Source organism: Streptomyces sp. NPDC052299 (assembly GCF_040679335.1).
Taxonomy (GTDB): domain Bacteria; phylum Actinomycetota; class Actinomycetes; order Streptomycetales; family Streptomycetaceae; genus Streptomyces.
Genome location: NZ_JBFAUP010000005.1, coordinates 139265 through 159700, shown reverse-complemented (window position 1 = coordinate 159700; position 20436 = coordinate 139265). Strand labels below are relative to the sequence as shown.

The 20436-nt window shown below is 73.5% G+C and carries 24 protein-coding genes and 1 riboswitch; of the genes, 14 read left to right on the top strand and 10 right to left on the bottom strand.

Features of this window, described 5'->3' with window-relative positions:
* Positions 1-68: 68 nt before the first annotated feature.
* Positions 69-1331 (bottom strand): prenyltransferase/squalene oxidase repeat-containing protein, encoded by a 1263-nt coding sequence (locus AB0L33_RS10590; RefSeq protein WP_365679733.1) that lies wholly within the window; start codon positions 1329-1331, stop codon positions 69-71.
* A gap of 101 nt (positions 1332-1432) precedes the next feature.
* Positions 1433-1567, bottom strand: a riboswitch (cobalamin riboswitch).
* Between the two features lie 172 nt (positions 1568-1739).
* Here AB0L33_RS10590 and AB0L33_RS10585 point away from each other — a divergent pair.
* Together AB0L33_RS10585 and AB0L33_RS10580 are read left to right on the top strand one after the other, a co-directional pair.
* The gene (locus AB0L33_RS10585) at positions 1740-2378 is read left to right on the top strand and encodes a helix-turn-helix domain-containing protein (RefSeq protein ID WP_365679731.1); all 639 of its coding nucleotides are present in this window, start codon (positions 1740-1742) and stop codon (positions 2376-2378) included.
* 48 nt (positions 2379-2426) lie between these two features.
* The gene (locus AB0L33_RS10580; RefSeq protein ID WP_365679729.1) at positions 2427-2891 is read left to right on the top strand and encodes a DUF3291 domain-containing protein; all 465 of its coding nucleotides are present in this window, start codon (positions 2427-2429) and stop codon (positions 2889-2891) included.
* Here the strand turns inward: AB0L33_RS10580 and AB0L33_RS10575 are convergent.
* Genes AB0L33_RS10575 through AB0L33_RS10565 form a run of 3 tightly spaced genes read right to left on the bottom strand, consistent with a single transcriptional unit; the run spans position 2888 to position 6866 of the window.
* Positions 2888-4021 carry a winged helix DNA-binding domain-containing protein gene (locus tag AB0L33_RS10575; RefSeq protein WP_365679727.1) on the bottom strand — a complete coding sequence of 378 codons (1134 nt, stop codon included), beginning with the start codon at positions 4019-4021 and terminating at the stop codon, positions 2888-2890. The genes AB0L33_RS10580 and AB0L33_RS10575 overlap by 4 nt on opposite strands.
* A gap of 3 nt (positions 4022-4024) precedes the next feature.
* Positions 4025-6022: a GAF domain-containing protein gene (locus tag AB0L33_RS10570; protein WP_365679725.1), complete on the bottom strand. Its 1998-nt coding sequence runs from the start codon at positions 6020-6022 to the stop codon at positions 4025-4027.
* A gap of 37 nt (positions 6023-6059) precedes the next feature.
* Positions 6060-6866 (bottom strand): 3-hydroxybutyrate dehydrogenase, encoded by an 807-nt coding sequence (locus tag AB0L33_RS10565; RefSeq protein ID WP_365679723.1) that lies wholly within the window; start codon positions 6864-6866, stop codon positions 6060-6062.
* Between the two features lie 241 nt (positions 6867-7107).
* Here AB0L33_RS10565 and AB0L33_RS10560 point away from each other — a divergent pair, with 241 nt between their 5' ends.
* The 12 genes from AB0L33_RS10560 to AB0L33_RS10505 all read left to right on the top strand — a co-directional run bounded on the left by AB0L33_RS10560 (position 7108) and on the right by AB0L33_RS10505 (position 14573).
* The gene (locus AB0L33_RS10560) at positions 7108-8349 is read left to right on the top strand and encodes a PHB depolymerase family esterase (RefSeq protein WP_365679721.1); all 1242 of its coding nucleotides are present in this window, start codon (positions 7108-7110) and stop codon (positions 8347-8349) included.
* 174 nt (positions 8350-8523) lie between these two features.
* Positions 8524-8823 carry a gas vesicle protein gene (locus tag AB0L33_RS10555; protein WP_365679719.1) on the top strand — a complete coding sequence of 100 codons (300 nt, stop codon included), beginning with the start codon at positions 8524-8526 and terminating at the stop codon, positions 8821-8823.
* Between the two features lie 45 nt (positions 8824-8868).
* Entirely contained in the window at positions 8869-9309 is a 441-nt protein-coding gene (locus AB0L33_RS10550; protein WP_365679717.1) for a gas vesicle structural protein GvpA, read from the top strand.
* 5 nt (positions 9310-9314) lie between these two features.
* Positions 9315-10025, top strand: a complete 711-nt coding sequence (locus tag AB0L33_RS10545; RefSeq protein WP_365679716.1) for a GvpL/GvpF family gas vesicle protein — start codon at positions 9315-9317, stop codon at positions 10023-10025.
* A 48-nt stretch (positions 10026-10073) separates the two neighbouring features.
* A complete protein-coding gene (locus AB0L33_RS10540) occupies positions 10074-10331 on the top strand; it encodes a gas vesicle protein GvpG (protein ID WP_365679714.1) in 258 nt (85 codons plus the stop codon).
* 49 nt (positions 10332-10380) lie between these two features.
* The gene (locus tag AB0L33_RS10535; RefSeq protein WP_365679712.1) at positions 10381-10941 is read left to right on the top strand and encodes a hypothetical protein; all 561 of its coding nucleotides are present in this window, start codon (positions 10381-10383) and stop codon (positions 10939-10941) included.
* Positions 10934-12100 (top strand): SRPBCC family protein, encoded by a 1167-nt coding sequence (locus tag AB0L33_RS10530; RefSeq protein ID WP_365679710.1) that lies wholly within the window; start codon positions 10934-10936, stop codon positions 12098-12100. Before AB0L33_RS10535 ends, AB0L33_RS10530 begins: the two co-directional genes overlap by 8 nt.
* 52 nt (positions 12101-12152) lie before the next feature.
* A complete protein-coding gene (locus AB0L33_RS10525) occupies positions 12153-12584 on the top strand; it encodes a gas vesicle protein (RefSeq protein ID WP_365679708.1) in 432 nt (143 codons plus the stop codon).
* Complete coding sequence (locus AB0L33_RS10520) at positions 12581-13402, top strand: GvpL/GvpF family gas vesicle protein (RefSeq protein WP_365679706.1); 822 nt, start codon at positions 12581-12583, stop codon at positions 13400-13402. The genes AB0L33_RS10525 and AB0L33_RS10520 overlap by 4 nt, the downstream gene beginning before the upstream one ends.
* Entirely contained in the window at positions 13399-13611 is a 213-nt protein-coding gene (locus AB0L33_RS10515; RefSeq protein WP_365679704.1) for a gas vesicle protein, read from the top strand. Before AB0L33_RS10520 ends, AB0L33_RS10515 begins: the two co-directional genes overlap by 4 nt.
* Positions 13612-13657: 46 nt before the next feature.
* Complete coding sequence (locus AB0L33_RS10510) at positions 13658-14059, top strand: gas vesicle protein K (RefSeq protein WP_365679702.1); 402 nt, start codon at positions 13658-13660, stop codon at positions 14057-14059.
* 49 nt (positions 14060-14108) lie between these two features.
* Positions 14109-14573: a hypothetical protein gene (locus tag AB0L33_RS10505; RefSeq protein WP_365679699.1), complete on the top strand. Its 465-nt coding sequence runs from the start codon at positions 14109-14111 to the stop codon at positions 14571-14573.
* Between the two features lie 69 nt (positions 14574-14642).
* Here AB0L33_RS10505 and AB0L33_RS10500 read toward each other — a convergent pair whose 3' ends face one another.
* From AB0L33_RS10500 to AB0L33_RS10475, 6 genes are read right to left on the bottom strand one after another with little or no spacing between them, the layout of a single operon-like run.
* A complete protein-coding gene (locus AB0L33_RS10500; protein ID WP_365679697.1) occupies positions 14643-15542 on the bottom strand; it encodes an alpha/beta hydrolase in 900 nt (299 codons plus the stop codon).
* The gene (locus tag AB0L33_RS10495) at positions 15539-16654 is read right to left on the bottom strand and encodes a branched-chain amino acid ABC transporter permease (RefSeq protein WP_365679695.1); all 1116 of its coding nucleotides are present in this window, start codon (positions 16652-16654) and stop codon (positions 15539-15541) included. Before AB0L33_RS10495 ends, AB0L33_RS10500 begins: the two co-directional genes overlap by 4 nt.
* The gene (locus AB0L33_RS10490; RefSeq protein WP_365679693.1) at positions 16651-17538 is read right to left on the bottom strand and encodes a branched-chain amino acid ABC transporter permease; all 888 of its coding nucleotides are present in this window, start codon (positions 17536-17538) and stop codon (positions 16651-16653) included. Before AB0L33_RS10490 ends, AB0L33_RS10495 begins: the two co-directional genes overlap by 4 nt.
* A complete protein-coding gene (locus AB0L33_RS10485) occupies positions 17538-18284 on the bottom strand; it encodes an ABC transporter ATP-binding protein (protein WP_365679692.1) in 747 nt (248 codons plus the stop codon). Before AB0L33_RS10485 ends, AB0L33_RS10490 begins: the two co-directional genes overlap by 1 nt.
* A complete protein-coding gene (locus AB0L33_RS10480; protein ID WP_365679690.1) occupies positions 18281-19069 on the bottom strand; it encodes an ABC transporter ATP-binding protein in 789 nt (262 codons plus the stop codon). The genes AB0L33_RS10485 and AB0L33_RS10480 overlap by 4 nt, the downstream gene beginning before the upstream one ends.
* Before the next feature lie 3 nt (positions 19070-19072).
* Positions 19073-20320 (bottom strand): substrate-binding domain-containing protein, encoded by a 1248-nt coding sequence (locus AB0L33_RS10475; RefSeq protein ID WP_365679688.1) that lies wholly within the window; start codon positions 20318-20320, stop codon positions 19073-19075.
* Positions 20321-20436 lie beyond the last annotated feature (116 nt).

The following is a 20436-nucleotide window of genomic DNA, read 5'->3' as shown; positions in this document are numbered from 1 at the left end:
CCTCTGCCTTGGAATCGCACGCACCGGACCGCGTCCGCTCGACCGGCCCGAGGCCACCCGGCAGCCCCTCACAGCTGCTGGTTCTTGCGGCGGCCGCTGATCAGGAAGCCGGCGCCCGCGCCGACCGCGAGGCCGATGCCGACGAACCACCAGACGCCGCCGATGCCGTCGCCGTCGCCGCTGTCCTTCTTCTCCTCGTCCTCCGTGGCCGTCGGCTCCGGCTTCTTCACGGCGGCCGGCTCGGGGCCGGTCGCGTTCAGCTGGGCGACGAGGTCGGCGCCGCCGAAGTCGTGGACGTCGGCGCCGGTCGCGTGGGCGGCCAGGATCAGCTGGGCGTAGGCGGCGGGGCCGCTCTGCTTCGCCCAGGCGGCGGAGTTCTTCTTCAGCCAGGCGACCGGGCCGGCCGCCTTGTCCTTGTGCCCGGCGGCGGACAGGGCGACGACCGCGTCGGCGGTGTTGCCGAAGTCGGGCTGCGGCTCGCTGTCCTCGGCGCCGGGCATCTTCGGCAGGTCCAGGTGGCCGTTCTTCGCGAGGGCGGTCGCGAGGTAGGAGGCGCCGTTCTGCGCGGCCTGCTCCGGTTCGAGCGGGGACCCCTGGTGGCAGGCGGGGTCCTTCACGGCCGCGTTGTCCGAGACGACCAGGCCCTTGCCGAGCGCGCCGAGGACACCGGCGGCGGTGGCGTCACCGTTGGCGGCGAGCTTGCCGGACTTGTCGGGCTGGTAGGCGAAGGCGCCGCCGTCCTTGCCGCCGCAGGGGATGGAGAACGTCAGCAGCGCGGCGTACGGGGTCTTGCCGCCGTGCGTCGTCACGTCGCCCAGCTTCTCGCCGGCCCGGGCGAGGGAGCCGATCACGATGGACGTGGAGTTCGCGTCGCTCGGGCTGCCCGCGGTGTAGCCCCAGCCGCCGTCCTCGTTCTGGACGGACTTCAGCCAGCTGACCGCGTTCGCGACGGCGTCCTGGTGGCCGCCGATCGCGCGCAGGGCCTGGGCCGCGGCGGCCGTCGCGTTGGTGTCGACCACCGTCTTGTCGGTGCAGGGCGCGGAGGCGTCCGGACGGTACGCGGGGAAGGCGCCGCTGTCGCACTGCTGGCCGGTCAGCCAGTCGACGGCCTTCGTGGCCGGGGTCACACCGGTGGCCTGCTGCGCGAGGAAGGCGAGTGACTGCCGCCACACCCCGTCGTACGTCGGGTCGCCGGTGCCGTAGAGCCCGGAGGGCAGCGCGGCCGAGGGGGAGGGCGACGGCGACGGCGCGGCGACGGCCGCCGGGGCGGCGGCCGCGCAGAGCGCGGCGGCGGTGACGGCGAGCGCGGCGGCGCTGCGGCGTGCGGTCATGGCGGGCGGTGCCTCTCCTGGGGGCCGGGGACGGCACACACGGCACCAGGCTCCGGCTCCGTATTCCTCGACGGGGCGGGCCGCCGGGGTTCCGGCGGCGTGAGCGGGTCACGACTCGGGCAGGGCATTCCGACTTTCGCCTCGCGGCGGTTTACGGCTGCGGGTCAGTGCCGGATTCGCACCGGCTTCCCCCTGAACGGGCATAGTGACGACGCGGCCAGTCTAGCGGGCGGGGTTTCTTCCCCTCCCCGCCCCTTCCCGAAACCGGGGCGCTGCCCCGGACCCCGCTCCTCAAGCGCCGGAGAGGCTTGGTCTCGCGCCGGGGGCAAAATCAAGCCCCTCCGGCGATTGAGCAGCGGGGGTTCGGGGGCAGCGCCCCCGAGAGGCGTGCCGCCTAGACTCGGGTCCGTGAGCAGTGACGACGCCGCCCTGGATGCGCTGGCGGCCCTCGGGGACCCCGTACGCCGCGGACTGTACCGGCACGTGGCCGCCGCCCAGGGCGACGTCACGCGGGACGCCGCGGCGGACGCGGTCGGGGTGACGCGGGCCGTGGCCGCGTTCCACCTGGACAAGCTCGTGGACGCCGGGCTCCTGGAGGCCGGCTTCCGCCGGCTCTCCGGGCGCACCGGCCCCGGCGCCGGGCGGCCCTCCAAGCTGTACCGGCGGGCGGCCGGCGAGCACGCCGTCTCCGTACCGCCGCGTTCCTACGACACCGTCGGCCAGTTGCTCGCCGAGGTGGTCGAACGGGCCGGGCTCGACAACGAGCTGCAGGCGGCGGCGCGCGCGGCCGGGGAGGCGGCGAGCACGGCGGACCCCGTCGAGGCGCTGCGGGAGCGCGGCTACGAACCGTACTGGGGCTGCGGAAAGCTCCGGCTGCGCAACTGCCCGTTCCACGCGCTGGCCGAGCAATTCCCGGCCCTGGTCTGCGGGATGAACCTCGCCGGGATCGAAGGGCTGCTCCCCGAGGGCTGGAAGGCGGTCATGGAGCCGCTGCCGGAAGGCTGTTGCGTCGCGGTCGAGGGCCCCGAGGGGACCGCCGACTTCTAAAAAAGAATCCGTTGACTTTAGAAGGTTCACCCGGCCATGCTTGGGCCCGTGAACGACTTCCACCTTGCCCAGGTCAACATCGGGCGCATCCTCGCCCCGCTCGACAGCCCCCAGCTCGCCGACTTCGTCGCACAGCTCCCCGAGATCAACGCCCTCGCCGACCACGCCCCCGGCTTCGTCTGGCGGATGGTGGACGACGGCGGGGCCGACGCCACGAGCCTGCGCCCCGAGGACGAGGACCAGTTCCTCCTGTTCAACTGCTCGGTCTGGGAATCGGTCGACGCCCTGAAGGCGTACGTGTACCGCAGCGATCACCTGAGGGTCATGGCCCGCCGCCGCGAGTGGTTCGAGCGCCTGGCCGACCACCACATGGCCCTGTGGTGGGTCCCGGCCGGTCACCGCCCGGGCGTCGAGGAGGCGATGGAACGCATCGCCCTGCTCCGCGCGAAGGGCGACACCCCCGACGCCTTCACCTTCCGCGCCCCGCACCCGCCGCCGGCAGGAAGGTCCTAGAGCATCCGCACATCCGCGTCCGGGAGTTTCGCCCACCAGTGGTGGTAGCGGTTGTAGACCGCCCGCTCGCGGGTGCCGAGGAACGCGGTCAACGCCTCGGCCTCCGCCGCCAGTTCGTCCCAGACGGCGGGCGGCTGCGGGTGGAACGCCGTGGCCTCGACCCCCTCGGTCGTCGGGCGCCACACGCCCGCGACGAAGCCGTCCACCAGCAGGGTCGGCAGCACGTCCCCGTTGCGCCGGATCACCAGCGGGCGGTACTCCGGCGGTATCACCCGGGCCCGGTCCGCGTACGCCAGCAGCGTGGAGTCCCACATCGCCATGAGCCGGGACGGGGCCGGGGTGTCGGCGTCCGGCCGGGAGGCGCCCGGGAGGTCGAACAGCACCTCCCCGCCCGGCCCCCGAAGCCGCTCCACCTCGTCCGCCATGGCCGTCAGCTCCGCCCGGACCGGCGCCCGCCCCACCATCGAGAACTGCGCCACGTCCGCGACCGACGCCGGGCCGAACCCGGCCAGACAGCGCAGGATCAGCGTGCGCAGCGCCGCCCGGTCCACCTCCCGGCCCCGGGGCGCGGGGCCCTCGCCCGCCGCGACGAACGCGGCACGCGCGCCGAAGGACCACGGCGGGCCGGTCGGGACGTGATGCAGCGGGGCGTAGTTCTTCATGCCCCACCACACCGCGTCCTTGCGCTCCGCGCCGTAGAGCTCCGCCAGCCACGCCTGCATCTCGGCCGACGACCTCGGCGTGCGGGCGAACTCCAGGACCCGCGCCACCAGTTCCTCGCCGTCGGCCGCGCTGAGCCCGGACGCGGTGAACCGGGAGCCGAGCCGCGAGCCGTACAGGACCGGCTGCATCGCCGCCCGGAACGCCGGATAGTCCTCGGCGTGCACCGCGTGCAGCGTGATCCGCATGAGCGTCGCCTTCACCACCGACCGCTCCGCGAAGGCCGCGTCGAGCGCCTCCGGGGTGAAGCCCGAGAGCCGGTTCCACAGGGCGATGTACGGCGAGGCCGGCTGCTGGGCCTGGAGCGCGACCACCCGCCGCACCCCGTCGGCCGCCGTCAGCGGCTCACGGGCCAGAAGGAGCTGACGGCTGAGGGTCGCCCGGTTGAGGGCGCGCGCGGTGATCGTCACGGTTCAGGATTCTGCCCGCCGGAGCGGTCGCGTGTCCCGGGCGGCCCCCGACAACAGATGCAGCCGCAGAGCCAGTTGGAGTTCCAGCGCTCGGTCCGGCTCGTTCCAGTCGCGGCCCAGCAGCACCTGGACGCGGTCCAGGCGCTGCACCACCGTGTTGACGTGGACGTGCAGCTCGTCCTTGGCCCGGATCAGGCTGCCGCCCGCCCCGAAGTACGCGCTCAGCGTCCGCACCAGCTGCGTGCCGCGCTGTGCGTCGTACTCCAGCAGCGGCCCCAGCGTCGCCGCCACGAAGCCGTCCACGTCCTGCGCGTTGCCCAGCACCACGCCCAGGAACCCCAGCTCCTCCACGCACGCGCCCTCGCCGGTCCGCCCCAGCACCCGCATCGCCCGCAGACAGCGCGCCGCCTCCGCGTAGGCGGCGGCCAGCCCCCCGGCGCCCCGGGCCGGACCGGCGGCCGCCACCGTGACCGGGGCCTGGGCCAGCTGCCCCAGCTGGGCCGCCGCCGCCCGGGCCGCCGCACCCGCAGCCGTCCCGTCGTCCTCCGTCAACAACACCACGGCGCCCGCGTGTTCGGCGCTCACGCCTTGGTGCTCGCCGCCGAACAGGAAGCGCATCGCGGCCGGTGCCAGGCGCTCGCGCGCCCCGGTCTCCGCCACGAGCAGCAGATGCGGGCGGTCCAGGTCGATGCCGAGGCGGCGGCCCCGCTCGGCCAGCCCCGCCGGGTCACGGGCCGGGTCCGCGAGCAGGTCCGCGATCAGCTCACCGCGTATCCGGTTCTCCGTCTCGGCCACCGTCCGCCGCAGCAGCAACAGCAGCCCCGTCACCACCGCCGACCGCTCGAACAGCCGCCGGTCCGAGTCGTCCAGCGGGCGGGCCCGGTGCAGGACGAGCCCGGCCAGCAGCTCGTGACCGGCGAGCACCGCGCACACCACCCGCCCGTCGCGGTGCACGGCCCGCGCCCCGGTACGCGACTCCTCGGCCGCCTCCGCCAGCCAGCCCGCGTCCATGCTGTCGGCGGCGAAGTCCGTACCGTCCGGGCGGACCGCGGCCAGCGGGCGGCCGCCCGGGTCGTGAATGGTCAGCGGCGAGCCGAGCAGCCCGGCGACCGCTGCCGCCACGTCCTTGACGTCCCGGCCGCGCAGCACCAGGTCGGTGAGCCGGTCGTGCGCCTCCTCCGCCCGTGCCATCGCCGCCGAGTGCGCCCGCACGGAGGCGTTGGCCTCGGCCAGCTCCGCGTTCGCCTCGGCCAGTCCGGCCAGCGCGGCGGTGGTGTCGGCGAGCGCGCGGGCGGTGTCGATGGCGATCGCCGCGTGCGCGGCCAGCGAGCAGAGCAGGGCCACCTCGTCCGGGCTGAAGACCCGGGGCGAGCGGTCCGCCGCGAACAGGACGCCAATCACCTTTCCCGTACCGCCCCGGCTCGACCCGAGCAGCAGCGGCACGCCCAGGATCGCGACCAGGCCCTCGTCCAGCACCCCGGCGTTGATGTTGCGGGTGTGGCGGAAGCGGTCGTCCGTGCGGTAGTCCGGCGTCGCGTACGGGCTCGCCGTCTGCGCCACCAGACCGCCCAGGCCCTCGCCCAGCTCCAGCCGCAGCCGCTGGAAGAGCACGGAGACCGATCCGTCCGTGACCCGCATGTAGGTGTCCCCGGCCTCCTCGTCCGGCAGGGTCAGATAAGCGGTGTCCGTGCCCAGCAGCATCCTGGCCCGCCGCACGATCGCCTTCAGCACGTCGTCCAGGTCGCGCGAGGCCGCCAGGTCGCCCGCCGTGTCGAACAGCGCGGTCAACTGGGCCTCGCGGCGCCGGTGCTGGCGCAGCGCGCTCCTGATCCGCAGCGCGGTCGCCGTCGCCCGCTCCACCTCCGCCAGCTCGTCGGCGGGCACCCCGTCCGCCCGCGCCTGCGAGGAGACCGCCCCCAGCGCCTCGGCCGGGGCGTCGTCGGCCAGCAGGTCGAACAGGCGCCGGAGGTGGGGCGCGGCGGAGGGGAGCGGTTCAGGCATGGCGTCCAGGGTTCCTCGGAGGGTTCGGGGCGGCGGGTCAGTTAGCGGTCCAGCCGCCGTCCATGGAGAGCGAGGAGCCGGTGATGTGCCCGGTGCGCGGGCCGCACAGCCACAGGACCGCCTCGGCGACGTCCGCGGGCTCGATCAGCCGCTTGACGGCGCTCCGTTCCAGCATCACCCGCCCGACGACCTCGTCCTCGGAGATGCCGTGCGTCCGGGCCTGGTCGGCGATCTGGTTCTCGACCAGCGGGGTGCGCACGTATCCGGGGCAGACGCAGTTGCTCGTCACCCCGTGCTCCGCCGCTTCGAGCGCGACCACCTTGCTCAGCCCCTCCAGTGCGTGCTTGGCCGTGACGTAGGCCGACTTGTACGGGCTCGCGCGCAGCCCGTGCACCGACGAGATGTTGACCACGCGCCCCCAGCCGCGTTCGTACATGCCCGGCAGGGTCCGGCGCAAGACACGGAACGGGGTCTCCACCATCACGCGCTGGATCAGCGCGAACCGGTCCGGCGGGAACGCGTGCACCGGCGCCACGTGCTGGAGGCCCGCGTTGTTGACCACCACGTCCGCATCGGCGGGCAGGGTGTCCACGACGTCGGGCTCGGACAGGTCCACCACCCAGGGCGTTCCGCCGATCTCCTTCGCCAGCCGCTCGGCGGCCTCACCGGCCCGGTCCACGACGTGCACATGGGCGCCCGCGGCGGCGAGCGCCTGCGCACAGGCCCGTCCGATGCCGCTCGCCGCCCCGGTCACCAGCGCGGTGCGCCCGGCCAGGACGGGTTCTGCGGACGCCTGCGCGGGGGCGGCGGCGGGCTGGTGATCCGGTCTGCGGGAAGTCTCCATGGCCGTCACCGTAGGTACGCGCGGCCCCGCGTCACACGGCGTCGGTGCACACACCCGCGTACCGGGGCATGGTGGCGGCGTACATGGTGCGCGCTCCCCGGCAACCGCCGTGCGGGGCCGCGCAAGGGAGTCGGGGCACACAGCGGGGGCCGGGTTGTGGCCACCGGTCCCATGGGCGGGGGCCGGTGCCGCTCGTAGGTTCCGGCAGCGACCCGTACCCCCACGGCAGGAGAACGCACCCGTGCGCCCATCCATCCTGAAACGCCTCTGCCGCCGCGTCGCGGCGACGGCCGTCCTCGGCCTGCTCGCGGCGACGCTGAGCGTCACCACCGCGCAGCCCGCCGCCGCTGCCGGCCTCCAGCAGGTGACCGGCTTCGGCTCCAACCCCGGCAACCTCCAGATGTACGCGTACACCCCCGCAGGGCTCCCCGCGAACGCCCCCCTGGTCGTCGCCCTGCACGGCTGCACGCAGACCGCGAACGCGTACTACACCAACTCCGGCTGGCCGAAGTACGCCGACGAGTGGGGCTTCGCCGTCGTCTTCCCGCAGACCACGTCGGCGAACAACGCGCTGTCCTGTTTCAGCTGGTTCGACCCGAACGAGGACACCCGGGGCAAGGGCGAGGCCGCGTCGATCGTGCAGATGGTCGACTACGCGAAGAAGACCTACGGCTCCGACGCGGACCGGGTGTACGTCACCGGGCTCTCGGCGGGCGGCGGGATGACCGCCGACCTGCTCGCCGCCTACCCGGACGTCTTCGCGGGCGGCTCCGTGGCCTCCGGGCTGCCCGCCCAGTGCGCGACCAGCCAGGCCGCCGCATCGGGCTGCCAGACGGGCCCGCAGAAGCTGACGCCCGCGCAGTGGGGCGACAAGGTCCGCGCCGCCCATCCCGGCTACGGCGGTCCGTGGCCCCGGGTCGCGATCTGGCAGGGCACCTCGGACTACACGGTGTACCCGGCCAACGCGACGGCCCTCCGCGACCAGTGGACCGATGTCTGGGGCATCGGCCAGACCCCGTCGTCCACGGACAGCCTCCCCGGCGGCACCACCCGCACCGTCTACGACGACGCCTCGGGGAAGCCGGCCGTCGAGATGTACTCGGTCTCCGGCATGGGCCACGGTCTGCCGGTCAGCCCCGGTTCGGGCGCCCAGCAGTGCGGCTCGACGGCCGCGTACTTCCTGAACACCCTCTGCTCCACGTACTACACGGGCGTCTTCTGGGGCCTGGACGGCGGCACCGAACCGGGCGACCCCGGTGACCCGGGCGATCCCGGGGACCCCGGTGATCCCGGCCCCGCGCAGTGCTACGCCGCCACGAACTACGCCCACGTCACGGCGGGCCGGGCGCACCTGTCCGGCGGGTACGTCTACGCGAACGGCTCCGACCAGAACATGGGCCTGTACAACGTCTTCGTCAGCCACACCCTGAAGGAGTCCCCGGCCGGCTACTTCGTGATCGCGGACAGCGGCTGCACCGGCTGAACGCCACGACGACGCGGTTTTTCCGCGGCCGCCCGGATCAGCGGCCGCGGAAAATGCCGCGTCGTCGTCATTCGCGCCCCGCCACGCATGCCTCCGGAATGCAGGGGCATGCGAACGGAAGCCATGACGACGGAGGCCGGACAGGCAGCGGCGCTCCCCGGCGACAGGGGAAGGATGAGCACCGAAAAGGACACCGGAAACGGTCACGAAGAAAAGCGCGTCGACGCGCTCACCGCGATGCGGCAGGCCGCCGCACAGCTCTCGGAAATGCTTCAGTGCGAGCCCGATTCGGTCTCCGCGGTGAAAGCGACCGAGGACGGCTGGTCGGCGGATGTCGAAGTGGTCGAGCTGGAGCGGGTTCCGGACACGATGAGCGTGCTGGCCTCCTACCGGGTGCAACTCGACCGCCAGGGGCGGCTGATGTCCTACGAACGCGTGCACCGGTATGCCCGAGGGCAGATCGACCGTCGCTGAGGGACTCCGTCGTCGAACGTACGAGGATCACCGAAAGGAGTTCCCATGACACTCGTGCAGCAGAGCAATGCGACGTCCGCCGGGAGCGGCGGCTCGGGAAATCTCTACGACGTTCTCGAGCTCATACTCGACCGGGGACTGGTCATCGACGCATTCGTCCGCGTCTCCCTGGTGGGCATCGAAATCCTCAAAATCGACGTCCGCGTGGTGGTCGCCAGTGTCGACACCTATCTGCGGTTCGCCGAGGCGTGCAACCGGCTGGATCTCGAATCCGGCCGCAAGGCCCCGAGCCAGCTCACCGACCTGGTCGGCGACATGACGGAGAACGGCGCCAAGGGGAAGTCCAAGGGCGCGCTGACCGGAGCCGTCGAGGCGTTCAGCGAATCGTTGCAGGGCAAGCGCGACGAGCCCGAGGAGGAGCAGCCGCGCAAGCGGACCGCCCGCAAGTCCACGTCCAGCCGGCAGACCCAGCGACGCGAGGAGTAGCAGCAGTGCCCACGTACATCTACGCCATCACCGGCGCCGGCCACCCGTTGCCGCTGGACGGCCTGTCCGGGGTCGGTGACCCGCCCGCGGACCTGCGGATCCTGTGCACCGACCGCCTGGCCGCGGTGGTCAGCGACGCCCCGCCGGGGCTGCGCGCGAAGCGCCGGGACGTCCTGGCCCATCAGGGTGTCCTGGAGGCCCTGATGGAACGGGGGGCGACCCTGCCGATGCGCTTCGGCCTGGTGGGGCCCGGTGACGAGGAGGTCACCGCGGCCCTGGAGCGGGAGGCGGACTCCTACGCGGAGCGGCTCGCGGAACTGGACGGCCAGGTCGAGTACAACCTGAAGGCCGGCCGGGACGAGGACGACCTCCTGCGGGAGATCATGACCGAATCCGACGAGATACGGCAGCTCAACGAGCGGGCACGGGCCCAGGGCAGCCATGACGACCGGCTCGCGCTGGGCGAAATGGTGGCCCAGGAGGTGAGCGCCCGCCACGCCAGGGAGGCCGAGGAGGTCGTCGGCCGTCTGGCCCCAGCGGCCACCCGCAGCTCTTCCGCGGAGCCGGGGCCCCAGCACTTCCTGAACCTGTCCTTCCTCGTGCCCCGGGCGGAGGCGGACGCCTTCGTGGAGGCGGTCCGGCGGGAGGCCGACACGCGGGGCGACGCCTACACGTACACCCTCACGGGGCCGCTCCCGCCGTACAGCTTCGTCTGACGGCTGCCGCGGCCCCGTCCGGCCCGGGAGCGGAGGTGATCTGCCGGGATGGGACTCATCACGCAACTGCTGACCCTGCCGCTGGCCCCCGTCCGGGGGACGGTGTGGGTCCTCGACCAGGTGGTCCACGCGGCCGAGGAGGAGTACTACGACCCCGAACCGGTGCGCGCCCGGCTCGCGCAGCTGGAACAGGAGCTGAACAGCGGGGTCATCGGGGCCGAGGAGTTCGACCGGCGCGAGGACGAACTGCTCGACCGGCTCGACGAAATCGAGGAGTACCGCAACGGCGCACGGCACACGTCATGACCGGCGGCCGGACCGCACACGACCGGGGGAGATCCGAGGTGTATCGCAGATGACGAAGAACGCCAAGATAGGCGTGGCCCTGGCAGGGGGATACCTGCTCGGGCGGACCAAGAAGGCCAAGCTCGCCGTGGGGTTCGGCATGTTCCTCCTCGGCAAGAAGTTCGACCTCGACCCGAGGCGGATCGGCCGGATGCTGGCCGAGTCGCCCGCCCTGGGCCCGCTCAACGACCAGGTCCGCAAGGAGCTGGTGGACGCCACGAGGACGGCGGCGACCAAGGCCGTCACCCAGCGGGCCGGCAGCCTCGCCGAATCCCTGCAGCGGCGCACCCAGTCGCTGTCGGCGGGCCCCGCTGCCGAGGACGACGAGCCGGTCGAGGACGCCGAGGGCACCGAGGACCCCGAGGACGCGGCTGCCTCCGACGACGGGGCCGGGACGGACCGCGACGCGAAGCGGAACCGCCGTGCCTCCACCCGCAAGCCCGCCGCCTCCACCCGCAAGTCCGCCGCCCCCGCCCGCAAGCCTGCCGCCTCCACCCGCAAGCGCGCGGGCGGAGCCGCCAAGGCCACGTCCACCCGCACCCGCAAGGCCCGGGGAGGCAGCGATGCCTGACTCCGCGATCAAGGGCATCAAGGACGAGGTCGTCAAGAGCCCGGCCGCCGAACGGCTCAAGGAGGAACTGCAGAACTACCTCCGCGCCCGCGCCGAGCACACGGTGACCCAACTGGGCCACCGGCTCGGGGAATCGGTCTCCAAACTCGCGGAGCCGGGCGGCGGGGGAGGCGCGCTGAAGAGCCTCGCCAAGGGCGGACAGGCCCTCAAGGACGGCAAGTCGCCCGCCCAGGCGGCGATCGGTGCGGGCGCCTCCCACCTCAAGGACAAAGTGAAGGACAAGGTCAAGGGGTTGTTCGGCAAGGGGCGCAAGTCCGGCGGAGGGAAGTCCAAGAGCGTCACCGTCGTCGAGGACATCGACGTCGGCGTGCCCGTCCGCGAGGCGTACGACCAGTGGACCCAGTTCCAGGAGTTCAGCACGTTCGCCAAGGGCGTCGTGAGCGTGGAGAAGGCCGACGACACCACCAGCAACTGGAAGGTCAAGGTCGCCAAGTCCACCCGCAGCTGGAAGGCGAACGTCACCGAGCAGGTGCCGGACGAACGCATCACCTGGACCACCGAGGGTGCCAAGGGCACCGTCAAGGGCGTCGTCACCTTCCACGCGATCACCGACGACCTGACCCGCGTCCTGCTGGTCCTCGAGTACTTCCCCAAGGGGCTGTTCGAGAAGACCGGCAACATCTGGCGCGCCCAGGGCCGACGCGCCCGGCTGGACCTGAAGCTCTACCGCAAGTTCATCATGATGCGCGGTGAGGCGACCGACGGCTGGCGGGGCGAGATCCGCGACGGCGAGGTCGTCGTCAGCCACGACGAGGCGATCGAGGCGGAAGAGCCGCTGGACGACGAGTACGCCGACGAGGCCGCACCGGAGGACGAGGCCGCACCGGAGGACGAGGAGCCGGAGGACGGCGACCCGGAGGAAGACGACCCGGAGGGCGGCGACCCGGAGGACGGCGAGCCGACGGACGAGTTCGAGGAGCCGGAGGACGAAGCCGGTCCGGAGGACGAGCCCTTGGACGAGGACGCCGAAGAGCAGCCGGAGGAAGAAGAGGAGCTGGAGGAGGACGAGGAGCCGGAGGAGGACGAGGAGCCGGAGGAGGACGAGGAGCCCCGGCCGGCCCGCCGCTCCCGCCGCCGGACGGCCACCGCCCGCCGCTGACCCGGGCCCGTGCCCGGCCCCCGACCGACATCCACGAAAGGCGTGAGAGACCGTGTCCGATTCACTCGCCGGCCGGCTGCCGGCCCCACCGAGGGGGAGCTCCCCGGCGTACGGGCAGGGTTCGTCGGCCAACCTCGCCGACATCCTGGAAAGGGTGCTGGACAAGGGCGTCGTCATCGCCGGTGACATCCAGATCAACCTGCTCGACATCGAGCTGCTCACCATCAAGCTGCGGCTGCTCGTCGCCTCGGTCGACAAGGCCAAGGAGATGGGCATCGACTGGTGGGAGCACGATCCCTCGCTCTCCTCACGGGCCCGTCCCGCGCGCGAGAGCGAGGCGCGCCCCGGGGACGGTGCCCTGGCCGAGGAGAACGAGCGGCTGCGGGCCGAGCTGGCCCGGCTGCGGTCGGCCGCCGGGCTCCCCGAGGCGGCGGGCGGCCCTCAGGAGGAGCAGGCCCGGGCCACGGAGGAGGAAGAACGATGAGCACCCGGACGCACACGGCGGACGGCGCACGGCTGACCTATGTCTACGCGGTCGGGCGGGAGGGCCCCGCACTCCACGGGCTCGCCTCCCGCCTGCCGGGCGTGGACGGCCGCTCCCTGTACCCGGTGACCGCCGGCGGGCTCTGCGCACTCGTCTCCCGCGTGCCGGCGGACACCTTCGGAGCGCAGGGCCTGTCCGCACAACTGGAGGACCTGGCGCGGCTCGAAGCGCTCGCCCGGGCCCACCACGCCGTGGTGGACGCGCTGTTCACCGAGATGCCGGTGCTGCCGATGCGGCTGGCCACGGTCTACCTGGACGACGCGAGGGTCGCCGCCATGCTGGTCGGGCGACGCCGGGAGTTCGAGGACCTGCTGGGCCGGCTGGAGGGCCACGTCGAACTGGGCGTGAAGGTCTACGCCGATCCCCGGACGGCCGACGCCCCCGCCCCGGCCGCCGCGGCGCCCGCCGGAGCCGGCGCGGGGCGGGCCTATCTGCGGCAGCGTCAGGCGTCCCGGCGCAAGGACCGGGACGCCTACCGGGCGGCGTCCGAGCTGGTCGGGCGAGCCGCGCAGCTGGCCGACGGCGTGGTCGCGGACCGCGTGGTCCACCGCCCGCAGCAGGGACAGCTCGCCGCCCACCCCGGCGTGAACGTCGCCAACGAGGCGTACCTCGTCCCCCGGGAGCGCACCGAGGAACTGCGCCGGGCGCTCACCGGCCTGGCCGACGGCGTCCCCGGGGTGTCGGTCGAGGTGACGGGGCCCTGGGCGCCCTACTCGTTCGCCACCCCGGCGGAGTCGGACGGCGGTGAGGGGCCGTGAGCGCGGACCTCGTCGGGAGCGTGCTCGGCCCTTCCGAGGCCCGGGAGGGCCCGCCCGTCGCGCTGATCGACCTCCTGGACCGCCTCCTGAACGGCGGCGCGGTCCTCACCGGCGACCTGGTCCTCTCCATCGCCGACGTCGACCTCGTCCACATCAACCTGCGGGCGGTGATCCGGTCGATCACCGGCGAGGAGCCGGCGCCGTGGTGAGCCCGCGGATTCCTCACCGCATCACCCGGACGACGAGGAGGACGGCATGACCGAGTACGACGGCGAGCGCGGGACACCCGCGGCGCTCGCCGAAGCCGTGGCGGCCGCGGCGGCCCGGCAGCTCGGGACCGGCCCCGCACCACCGGACGACCACCCCGCTCCGGCCGGTGCCCGCAGGCTGGAGACCGACCCGGACACCGTCGAGCGGGACCTCATGAAGCTGGTGCTCACCATCGTCGAACTGCTCCGCCAGCTCATGGAGCGCACCGCCCTCCACCGCGTCGACCGGGGCGACCTGAGCGAGCAGCAGGAGGAGCGCATCGGCATGACGCTGATGATCCTGCACGAGCGCATGACCGAGCTGTGCGACCGCTACGACCTGACGATGGACGACCTCAATCTCGACCTGGGGCCGCTCGGCTCCCTGCTGCCCCACAACGGCGCATGAGTGGGCCGCACCCAGGTTTTGACAGGACACCCGAGGCAAGGAGGACGCCATGACCGCTGAGAAGGAAACCAAGAATTCCACTGGGAGCAAGGCACGGACCACCGCTGCCCGCAGGACGACCGGTGCGGCGAGAAGGACGGCCGGCACCGGTGGCGGACGGGCGAAGTCCACGGCCGACGAGGCCAAGTCCACGGCCGCCAAGGCGAAGACCGCGGCAGCCAAGGCCAAGGACTCGGCCGAGGACACCGCGGGCGAGGCCGGTGGGCTCACCCAGCGCGCCGGTCAGGCCGCCGTCTCCGGTCTCCAGAGCGGCCGGCAGGTGGTGACGGCCAACGTGGCCAGGGTCGGGAGCGTGGCCACCACCGCCTGGACCGCCATCAAGCTCAGGAAGGCGATAGCCGCCGGCGCCGCCGTGAGCGTGGTGAGCATCGTCGGCGTGGCCTTCGCGACCGGACGCGCGACCGCCAAGCCACGTACGGGCCCGCTGACCCGGCTGGCGAACGGCAGGATCTGATCCCGTCGGCACGCGGCCTTCAGGGGCCGGCCTCGTGGTACCGCCACGGGACCGGCCCCTGAAGCCGTGTCAGCGGCCCGTAGGTGCGAGGGCCGCCAGGCGGTCGGCCACCTCACGTGCGCCCCGGTCCCCCGTGAGGACCGTGTAGTGGTTGACGTCCTCCACCGCGACCGGCTCCACCCGGGTCCCGTCCACACCGGCGGCGGCGAGCCTGCTCTCGTCGTACAGGCCCTGCTCCTCGTCCATCAGGCCGCGCGCGGCCCACAGCAGCGTCGCGTCGACGGGCAGCTTCCGCACCGCCGACAGGACCTCGTCGTCGAACAGCCCGACCCCGTCCGTGCGGATCGCGTCGATCCGGCAGGACGAGCGCAGCTCCGGCTCCTCGCCCGTCAGGTCGCGCTGGATGTACGCGTCCACCTCGTCCGACCACGCACCGGCGAACGCCGGATGCGCCTGCCAGAACGCGCGGTAGGCGGCCCGGTCCGGGAAGGTCATCGACAGCCGGTCCATCGCCGGGCCGATCACCGCCGTCATCAGCTCGTCGGGCGTCAGGTGCGTCGGCGCCGGGAAGCCGATGCCGCCGTCCACGAGCAGCAGCGGCCCGACGCGGTCCGGGTGGCGCACCGCCGCCAGGGCCGCCACGAACGCGCCCATCGAGTGGCCCGCCAGCACCACGCGGCCGGGGCCCAGGGCCTCGGCCAGGGCGGCGACGTCGTCGGTGTGCGCGGCGATCCCGTACGGGCCCGGCAGGTGCGCGCTCCCGGCCCGGCCGCGCAGGTCGGGGGCGACCAGCGTGGCCCGGCCGTTCAGCAGCCGGGCCACCGCCGCCCAGGACAGGGCGTTGGAGGTGATCCCGTGCAGGGCCACCACGACCGGCCCCTCCGGGGCGGCGGCCGGCCAGCGCAGGGCCGCCAGGGAGCCCCCGCGCACGGGGACTTCGATCTCTTCGTACTCCGCGAGCGGGCTCAACTGACTCCGGTCTCCTTACGGTTCGAGGATGCTGCCCTCAGCCGGGACGGCAACCGGGCCAGGCCGCCGGGCAGCAGATGTACCACGGCCACGAACACCACGCCCAGCAGGAACAACGGCTGCGACAGCGGTACGCGCAGGACCGCCGGCAGGTCCGCGACCGCGCCCGACCCGGCGAGATCGCCCAGCCGGTGGTCGGCCCAGGTGTAGAGGATGCCGCCGGCCATCGGGCCCCAGCGGGTGCCGGAGCCGCCGAGCACCACCATCACCAGCAGCGACAGCGTGAAGTCCGACGTGGTCGTCTGCGGGGTGGAGCCGCCCGTCAGCAGCAGGTGCACGATCCCGCCGAGCGCGGCGAGCGCCCCCGCGACCACGAAGGCCGTCAGCTTGAACCCGTACGGCTTCAGGCCGAGGACCTCCACCCGGCGCTCGTTCTCCTTGATGCCCTCCCAGACCCGGCCGGTGGGGGAGCGGACCGCCCAGTGCACGACGCCCAGGGTGAGGACGAGGTAGGCCAGCGCGATCCAGTACAGGTTGGCGGTGTTGTCGATGCCGACCAGCGAGGACGGCAGCAGGTCCGACGGGGCCGCCCGGCCCTCCTCGCCGCCGGTGACCCCGCCGGGGTCGCGGGAGACCAGGATCGAGCCCGCCTGCGCGAAGGCCAGGGTCACCATGGAGAAGCCGATCCCGGTCACGCGCAGGCTCACCGACCCCAGGGCCAGGGCGAGCGCGATCCCGAAGAGCAGCCCGAGGACGCCGGCGAGCGCGAACGGCAGGCCCGCCTCCAGGAGGAACAGATTGGTGGCGTAGCTGCCCGCAGCGAAGTACAGCGCGTGCCCGAAGGACAGCAGCCCGGTCCGCCCCAGGAGCAGGTCGTAGCCGGTGGCCAGGGCGCCGAACAGCAGGCACGTCGCCAGGAGTTGCAGGCTGCCCGCCGAGCCCAGCGGACCGTCGAGCAGCCCCGGCACCGGCACCGCGCTGAATGGGGCCGTCACCAGGACGAGCAGGACGGCGGCGGGCCACCAGCGCAGCGGGCGGAACCCCCCGGCGGGGACCGGCCCGGCGGCGGTGCGCCCGGCGGTGCGGTCGGGTGTGTCGGTGGCGGTGCTCACGCGAGCCTCCCCGTCAGTCCGCGCGGCCGGATCAGCAGCAGCACGGCGAGCAGGACGACGACCGCCAGATCGCCGAGCCCCGCTGCGGTGTAGTAGTTGGCGAACTGCTGGACCAGGCCGATGACCACGGACGCCACGGCGGCGCCGGTCACCGAGCCCATGCCGCCGGTGACCACGACGACGAACGCGAAGATCAGCAGCGAGGTCCCCTGGCGCGGGTCGACCGAGCCGAAGTACAGTCCGCCGAGCGCCCCGCCCAGCGCCGCCGCGCAGCCGCCGATCGCGAAGACCAGCGTGAACGCCTTGCGGACGTCGATGCCGAGCGCGGTGACCATGGCCCGGTCCTCGACGCCCGCCCGGACCACCAGCCCGTGCCGGGTGCGCCCGAGGAACAGCCGCAGCGCCACCAGCACCACGACCGCCGCGCCCACCAGGACCAGCCGGTTGACCGGGACCCGGGCGCCCAGCAGCCCGAAGGTGCCGGACAGTGCGTCGGGCCCGGGGAAGGTGTGGGCGTCCGAGCCCCAGATGCCGGAGAGCAGCGCGGGGACCGCGAGCCCCACCCCGACCGTGGCGAGCACCTGTTCGCGCGGCCGGGTGTAGAGCGGGCGGACGACCGCGAGTTCGAGGAGCACGGCGGCGACGGTGCCCACCGCCGTACCGAACAGGACCGCGAGCGCGAAGCCCGCGCCGCCGGGGCCCGCTCCGGGGAGATGGCCGGACGCGGCCCACCAGGTGCCGTACGCGCCGATGGACAGCAGCGCCCCGTGCGCGAAGTTGAGCACGTCCATCAGGCCGAAGATCAGCGAGAGTCCGGACGCGACGAGGAAGTAGAGGGCCCCCAGACCGAGTCCGGTCATGGTGAGCAGGACGAGGGTGGACATCAGGAATCCGCCTTCACGGAAGGGTGTGCGGGGAGCGGGCCGTGGCCCACGCCGAGCAGCGTGCGGGCCGCCTCCGCGTCGCCCAGCAGCTCGGCGGCCGGGCCCCGATGGGCGGTGCGGCCGTCGGCGAGGACCACGCAGTGCCCGGCCAGCCGGCGCACCACGGCGAGGTTCTGCTCCACGAGGAGCACCGGCACCGCCTCGGCGGCCCGCTCCAGCACCCGGGCCACCTCGGTGACGACCTTCGGCGCCAGCCCCTTGGTCGGCTCGTCCGCGACGATCAGCCGGTTCGCGTTGAGCAGGGTGCGCCCGATGGCCACCATCTGCTGCTGACCGCCCGACAGCGTCCCGGCCAACTGCCGGGCCCGCTGCTTGAGTTCCGGGAACAGCTCGTGGACCAGGCCGTACGCCGGTTCGCCCGCGCCGCGCCGCTCGGCCAGGCGCAGGTTCTCCGCGACGGTCAGCCCGGCGAAGATCCCCCGGTCCTCGGGGGCGTAGCCGATGCCGCGCCGGACCAGGGCGTGCGTGGGCAGGCCCACGGTCTCCTCGCCGTCGAGCCGGACGCTCCCGGCGCGCGGGACGAGCCCGAGGATGCCGCGGACCGTGGTGGTCTTCCCGGCGCCGTTGCGTCCGAGGAGCGCGGTGACGCCGTGTGCGGTGACGTCGAGGTCGACGCCGTGCAGGATGTGCCGGCCGCCGATCAGGACCCGCAGATCCCGTACGTCCAGCAGGGGTTGCTCCGTCACAGCGCCTCCCCGAGGTACGCCTGCTGCACGACCGGGTCGGCGGTGACCGCGTCCGGGGTGTCCAGGGCGAGCAGCCGGCCGTGGTGCATCACGGCGAGCCGGTCCGCGAGGCCGAGCAGGACGTCCATGTGGTGTTCGACCATGAGGACCGTGCGCCCCTCCTCGCGGTGCAGGGTGCGGATGAGTTCGGTGAGGGCCGGGACCTCCTCGGCGCTCACCCCGGCCATCGGCTCGTCGAGCAGCATCAGCCGGGGCTCGCCCACCAGCAGCACGGCGAGCTCCAGCTTCCGCTTCTCGCCGTGCGACAGCTCGCCCGCCGCGGCCCGCGCCCGGTGGCCGAGGCCGGTGCGTTCCAGCACACCGGTCACTTCGGCGGTGTACGGGTCGGCGCGCCGCCACAGCCGGTACGAGCCGCCCCTGGCGGCCTGTGCGGCGAGCCGGACGTGGTCGGCGACGGTCATGGCGGGCCACAGGCTGGAGGTCTGGAAGGTCCGGCCGACGCCGCGCCGGGCCCGGACGTGCGCGGGCCGGTCCGTCATCTCGGCGCCGTCCAGCTCGATCCGCCCGGCGGTCGGCAGGTTCAGCCCGCTGATCAGGTTGAACAGCGAGGTCTTGCCCGCCCCGTTGGGCCCGATGAAGGCCAGGAACTCGCCCTCGCGGACGCTCAGCGAGACGTCCTGGACGATGGTGGCGCCGCCGACGCTCCAGCCGAGCGCGTCCAGCCGGAGCACGGGCGCCTCCCGGTCCGCCGGGCTCGCCTGGCCGAGGGTGTGGGGTGCGGTCACGGTTCAGCCCGCCGCGGGCTTCACGGGCGGCGCGACGGCGTCCAGCTGCTCGGTGTCCAGCAGCTTCGGCTCGGCGGTCTTGCCCTTGCCGTCCAGCCGGGCCACGAACATCGGCTGGAGCAGCGCGTGGTCCTCGGCGCGCACCCGCGTCCGCCCCTTGACCCCGTCGAAGCTCCAGCCCTCCAGGGCCTTCACCATCGCGGCGGTGTCGGTGGCGCTGCCCTTCTCGATGGCGTGCACGATCATCTGGGCGGCCGTGAAGCCGTCGGGCGTGAACAGGTCGGGCCTGCCGCCGTCCTTCTCCACCGCGTCCAGCATCGCCTTCTCCACGGCGTTGTTCCCGCCCGCGCCCGGGAAGTAGTGCGCCAGGAACGACACCTTGGACCCGGCCGCGCCGAATACCGGGTACGAGGCGGTGCCGGCCAGGCCGGTGACGACCTTGCTCGCGCCCACCACGCCCTGCTGGTCCAGCGCCGTCCACAGCGCCGGGGCGGTGGACCCGGCCCAGGCGACGAAGACCAGGTCGGGGCCGCCCGCCTTGACCTGCCGGGCGAACGGCGTCAGGTCCGTCGCGCTGGGCGGCGCCAGCACCGAGCCGACCTTCGCGCCCTTCCCGCCGAGCACCGCCTTCACGGCGGCCACGTTGGCCTGGCCGAAGGTGGAGTCCTGGGCGAGCACCGTGACCTTCTTGCCCTTGGCGTCGCCGAGCATCGTGCCCGCCGTCAGGATGTCCTGGTACGACTGGCGGCCGGAGCGGAAGGTGTAGTCGTTGATCCCGGTCACCGCGTCGGTGGCGGCCGGTCCGCTGACGTACAGCACCTTGTTCTGCGCGGCGAGCGGGGCCATCTGGAGGGCGACGCCGGAGTCGGTGGTGCCGGCCAGCACCTTGTAGCCCTTGCCGATGAGGTTCTTCGCGGCGGAGACCGCCTTGCCCGGGTCGCCCGCGTCGTCCTGCTCGGTGACCTCGATGCGGTGTCCGGCGACCTTCCGGGTGCCCCGGGTGGCGTAGTCGAGACCGGCCATGAAGCCGTCGCGGTACTGCTTGCCGTAGTCGGCGAGGAGCCCGGTCCTGGAGTACACCAGGCCGACCTCGACGGCCTCGTCCCCGGCGGACTTCGCGGTGTCGGAGCCGCCCGCCTTCCCGGCGGCGGTGCAGCCCGTCAGCAGCAGGCCGGCTGCTGCCAGGACGGCGACGGTACGGATGTCACTGAGGGATCTGCGGGCTCTGCTGGCGGTACGGCTGCGGGGCATGGTGACCGGCTCCTCGGCGTGTTCCTGTGATGTCGCCGAACCGTATGAACACCGCGCCGCCGTCGATATGGTGCAGGGCACCCCACCTCACCCACGAGGCGTGTGGGTGCCGCACA